We start from the raw sequence: 4,962 nt of genomic DNA, 5'->3' as shown, positions 1-4,962 counted from the left end.
GGCGATTTGTCCGGACATGCCCGCCTTCAGCCGCTGGGCGGGGTTGGGTAGCTCCAGCCGCACACGCACCGTGCGGGTGTCCCGATTGGCTTCTGGGAGGATGCTCACAATCCGGGCTTTGAGGGTTTCGCCTGGAAACGCGGCCAGGCGGACCTGGGCATCCTGCCCCAGTTGCAGGGGACCGCTTTGGGCCTCGGGAACGGCCGCTTCGATCCAGACGCTGGCCAGACCGTTCACGCGCACCAGGCTGGCCCCCGCAGAGACCGTCATGCCCTGGCGCACCATCAATTCGGCCACCATCCCCGCCTGTGGAAAGGTCACCGTGTAGCGGCCCTGAGGTTCGCCCGTGCGCTCCACCTGGGCCACGAGCGAGGCCGGCATACCCAGCAGTGACAACCGCTGGCGCGAAGCCGTCGTCAGCGACTCGTCCTTGAGCGCCCGGACCGCGAGAAACTCGCGCTGCGCAGCCACCCATTCAGGCAGCAACAGATCGGCCAATGGCGCTCCTGCGGCCACCACGTCGCCCGGGGCCCGGGCATAGACGCGTTCCACGAAGCCGCCCGAGCGGGCCTGGACGATGCTCACATCCCGGTCATTGAGCTGGACCGTGCCCAGCACGTCCACATCGGACCCAATGTCTCGCTGCTCTACCAGGGCGGTGCGCAGGCCGAGGGCTTGCACGGCCTGGGCGGAGACGCTCAGGCCGGAGCTTTCCGGAGTGTCCTCATCCGCATACTTGGGTACCAAGGCCATGTCCATGTAGGGGGACTTGCCTGGCTTATCGAACTTCTGCGTCGGCGACATCGGGTCGTACCAGTACAGCACCTTGCGGTCGGCTTTTGCTGCTTCTGTCGATGCGGGACTGGCTCCCAGTGCGTGGTTGTTCGCGGTGCGCCATTGGGAGACGGTCCAGCCGAGGGCGATGCCTGCAGCCACCAGTGCTACGGCCACAGCGGTCTTCTTGAAAACAGAATTTGTCATGTGGTTCTCCCTTCAGTCGGCGATCAGGCTGTTCAGGCGGGCAATTACGGTGTCCCGCTGTGCCTGCAAATCAATGAGCCGCCAGTGCGTCTCCCGCACTTGGGCCCTTGCCGCCAGCACGGCGCTCAAGTCGCCTTTGGCAGACTGGTAATTGGCCAGCGCGAGTTCGGCACGCCCCTGTGCCAAGCCCATGCCAGCCGATTGCAGCCGCTCGATCTGACTGTTCAGTGCCGCCAGTTCTGAGGCGCTGTCCTCCAGCTCCTGCAGATGCCTGTGGGTCACGTCTTCCTGCTCGGCTTCCAGGCGCTGTTGTTCCAGCTGCTTGGCCTTGATCTGAGGTCCCTGGCGCCGCTCCTGTTGCCAGGGAAGATCAAAGGTCACCTGGAACGACACCATGTCGCCCCAGCGGCGGTCGCGGCGGCTGTAGGCGACTTCCCAGGACCAATCACCCTTGGTTTCTGCCTGGGCTTCGCGTGTTTCCGCCAAGGCCATGGCCTGCATGGCGGGGTACTGCGCCAGTTCGGCATGGCGATGCACCTCTGCGCGCAACTGCTCCAGGGGCCGGCTCAGCGGCCCGGGAGTTCCCTGCAGTGATTCGTCGGCCCGGGCGCCAACCCAGCGCCGCAACATCGCCCTGGCCTTGGACCGATCCCGCTGCAGATCGTCCCTGCGGTCCGACAGCGCAAGCGCTTCCTGCCTGGCCATCAGGAGGTCTCCCGCCTGGGCCATCCCCCCCGCGATGCGGGCAGGCAGGCTGTCCTGCAGGCGCTGGTTCTCACTCAGTAGACCGGCGAGCACCTGGTCGCGCTGTTCAATGGCCTGGGCCATGATCCACGCTTGGCTCAGCTCCTGCCGGATCTGCAGGCGCTGGACGCCCAGGGCGGCGCGCTCGCGTTCCACTTTGGCCTGGGCACTGGCGATCTGGGCATCGCGCTTGGCCCGGTTGGGCACCTCCTGCATCAGCGCAAGGCGCTGCATGGTCATGGACTCGCGTGTGAGGCTGAAGCGGTCCATGCCGCTGATGGGAAAGTTCTCGATACCGACCGAGAGCTTTGGATCAGGGAGTGTTCCTGCGGCCTTCAGGGTGCTGCTGGCAGCGTCAATCTGCAGCCGCTGGGCCGTGATGCGAGGGCTGTGCTGCTCCGCCAGATCCAAGGCCTCTGCAAAGCCCAGGGCGTGGGCCTGGTTGCCAGCCAAGCCGATGCCGGCCAGCAGGAACCCGAGAGCGCCCAGGCGCAGATGGTGGAGGTTGCGCACCTGGATGCGCTGCGAGATGGGACGAATGCGCTGGTGCGCAGACAGGCGCTCGCAGGGAGCGCCGAAGGAGATGTTGGGCATGATGGTCCTCGAAATGAAGGGGCACGAAGTCAGACTTGCGCAAACGCTGCAAGGCAGCGCGCAAGACGTGCACGATCAATTCCGAAAGACCTGATGGGTTAAGTAGATGGTGGGAGAGCCCGCTCGACTGTCCAGCTCTGCGTAGACAGCCCGAGGGTCAATATGGCGCTCGGAGTCCAGGATCACAGGCAGCACATAGGCGACCCAGATAGCGTGCGCCGCGATCGCCTGCAGATCGAGACCTTGGAGCGAGGGGGAGGACAAGCTGTCGCCGTCACAATGGGCTCGGCACAGCTGAGGATCCTGCTCATCCATGGTGCCCGCCATCGCGTGGCAATCGGGCATGGAGGGCATGCCGACGGCATCTCCCATGGCCATGCCCGCTTTTTGCATCGATGCCGCATGGGCTGCGGAGTCCAGCTTGGGACAGGCATAGGCGGCCAACGCGAACTGCATCAGAAGCAACGCCGCGACCAGGAAGCTGCTTATCCAGCGTCCTTGGCGCGATACGGTGCTTCTGGCGAAGATCATGGTGCGAATGGTATCCCCAGCGGCGGCCACGGACTTAACCTAGATCAAATCCCAGCCTGCCGAGCCATCTCAACCCTTGCGAAGTCGCAGGGCGTTGGCGATCACGGACGCCGAACTTAGGCTCATCGCCAGGGCCGCAATCATTGGCGACAGCAGCCATCCGGTGAAGGGATACAGCAGCCCTGCAGCAATCGGTATGCCCAGCGCGTTGTAGAGGAAGGCAAACATCAGGTTCTGCTTCATGTTCCCCACCGTTGCCTCCGACAATTCCCGAGCAGTGGAAATCCCTCGCAGATCGCCCTTGACCAAGGTGACCTGTGCGCTGTTCATCGCCACATCGGTACCAGTACCCATCGCGATCCCCACGTCTGCCTTGGCAAGGGCGGGCGCGTCGTTGATCCCGTCTCCCGCCATGGCAACGACGCGGCCTTCGGCCTGCAGCCGTGACACCAGAGCCAGCTTGTCGGCAGGCTTGACCTCGCCATGGACCTCATCAATCCCCAGCTTTGCCCCCACCGCCTTGGCAGTGGTCATGCCGTCACCCGTGGCCATGACGATGCGCAGTCCCGCCGCATGCAGATTCGCAAGGGCCTCCGGCGTGCTCGCCTTGACGGCATCCGAGACCGCCAGTAGGCCTTGCAGTTGCCCATCGGCTGCTAAGTACATGACGCTCGCACCTGTGGCGCGCAAGGACTCTGCCTGCGCAAGCAGCGGATTTGCCGAAACGCCCACCTGCTCCATGAGGACCGTGTTTCCCAAGGCGAGCTGGCGTCCAGCGACCTGTCCGCGCACACCGATACCCGACCCGGACTCGAAGTCCTCGGGTTTGTCCAGGGCCAGCCCTTTGGCGCGGGCCGCCTCGACAATGGCATCGGCCAGCGGATGCTCGCTGCCCTGGTCCAGGCTGGCCGCCAGGCGAAGAACCTCGTCCTCGGACAAACCGGGCATGGCCACCACGCGCTCGAACGAGGGCTTGCCTTCGGTGAGCGTTCCCGTCTTGTCCACGATCAGCGTGTCCACTTTGCGTAGGTTTTCGATGGCAGCGGCGTCCCGGAACAGCACGCCGCTGGTCGCGCCCCGGCCCGTGGCCACCATGATGGACATGGGGGTTGCCAATCCCAACGCGCAGGGACACGCGATGATCAGCACGGCCACGGCATTGACCAGGCCATAGACCCAACGTGGCTCCGGGCCGAACAGGCCCCACGCGAACAGCGTGAGCAACGCGATGCCCACCACGGCCATGACAAAGTACCCCGCCACCTGGTCCGCCATGCGCTGCATGGGGGCCCGTGAGCGCTGCGCCTGGGCCACCATTTGAACGATCTGCGACAGCATGGTGGCCGAGCCCACCCGCTCGGACCGGATCACCAGAGCGCCGTTGGTATTGAGCGTGGCTCCGATGACGGCGTCCCCAGGTCCTTTGACGATGGGCACAGGCTCGCCAGTGAGCATGGCTTCGTCCACCGCGCTGCTCCCCTCGACCACCACGCCATCCACCGGCACCTTCTCACCGGGACGTACGCGCAAGAGGTCTCCCACATGGACATGGGACAACGGGACATCACTCTCCTGACCGTTGGCGTCGATACGCCGTGCGGTCTTGGGGGCCAGGCCCAGCAGCGATTTGATGGCGGCCGAGGTCTGCGAGCGTGCCTTCAGCTCCAGCATCTGGCCGAGCAGCGTAAGCGAGATGATGACGGCTGCTGCTTCGAAGTAAACCGCCACGCGGCCCATGGCCTGGAACGAGGCCGGAAATACCCCAGGCGCCACGGTGGCGACCACGCTGTAGACAAATGCGGCACCCGTGCCCAGACCGATCAGCGTCCACATGTTGGGACTGCGGTTCGCGATGGATTGGGCACCACGCACAAAGAAGGGCCAGCCAGCCCACAGCACGATGGGAACCGTCAGCACGAGCTCAATCCAGCTCTGGGTAGCCATCTCGAACCACTGCAGCCGGTGTCCCACCATGGCCAGGATGGTGACCACCACGGTCAGTGGCAGCGTCCACCAGAAGCGATGCCGGAAATCCACAAGTTCCGCGTTTTCTCCCTCATCCAGCGTGGGGAGCATGGGTTCCAGTGTCATGCCGCATTTAGGGCAGTTTCC

General features: G+C 64.7%; 4 protein-coding genes. All 4 read right to left on the bottom strand.

What is annotated here, in order from left to right; translation table 11 throughout:
* The coding region (locus MRY84_RS10110) for an efflux RND transporter periplasmic adaptor subunit (protein WP_291505603.1) at positions 1 to 981 on the bottom strand (981 nt) is incomplete at its 3' end.
* A 12-nt stretch (positions 982 to 993) separates the two neighbouring features.
* Positions 994 to 2,319, bottom strand: coding sequence for a TolC family protein (locus MRY84_RS10105; protein ID WP_291505602.1), 1,326 nt, complete (start codon positions 2,317 to 2,319; stop codon positions 994 to 996).
* A gap of 75 nt (positions 2,320 to 2,394) precedes the next feature.
* Positions 2,395 to 2,850: a hypothetical protein gene (locus tag MRY84_RS10100; protein WP_291505601.1), complete on the bottom strand. Its 456-nt coding sequence runs from the start codon at positions 2,848 to 2,850 to the stop codon at positions 2,395 to 2,397.
* Between the two features lie 69 nt (positions 2,851 to 2,919).
* Positions 2,920 to 4,962: copper-translocating P-type ATPase (locus MRY84_RS10095; protein ID WP_291505600.1), on the bottom strand; the 2,043-nt coding region annotated here is incomplete at its 5' end.

The organism is Acidovorax sp., assembly GCF_022763525.1.
In the GTDB taxonomy this organism is placed as follows: domain Bacteria; phylum Pseudomonadota; class Gammaproteobacteria; order Burkholderiales; family Burkholderiaceae_C; genus Acidovorax.
This window is presented reverse-complemented; position numbering and strand designations above follow the sequence as displayed.

Bases quoted from the DNA above. Each gene is read 5' to 3' on its own strand.
- MRY84_RS10105 (WP_291505602.1), bottom strand. From the start codon at position 2,319: ATGCCCAACATCTCCTTCGGCGCTCCCTGCGAGCGCCTGTCTGCGCAC.
- MRY84_RS10100 (WP_291505601.1), bottom strand. From the start codon at position 2,850: ATGATCTTCGCCAGAAGCACCGTATCGCGCCAAGGACGCTGGATAAGC.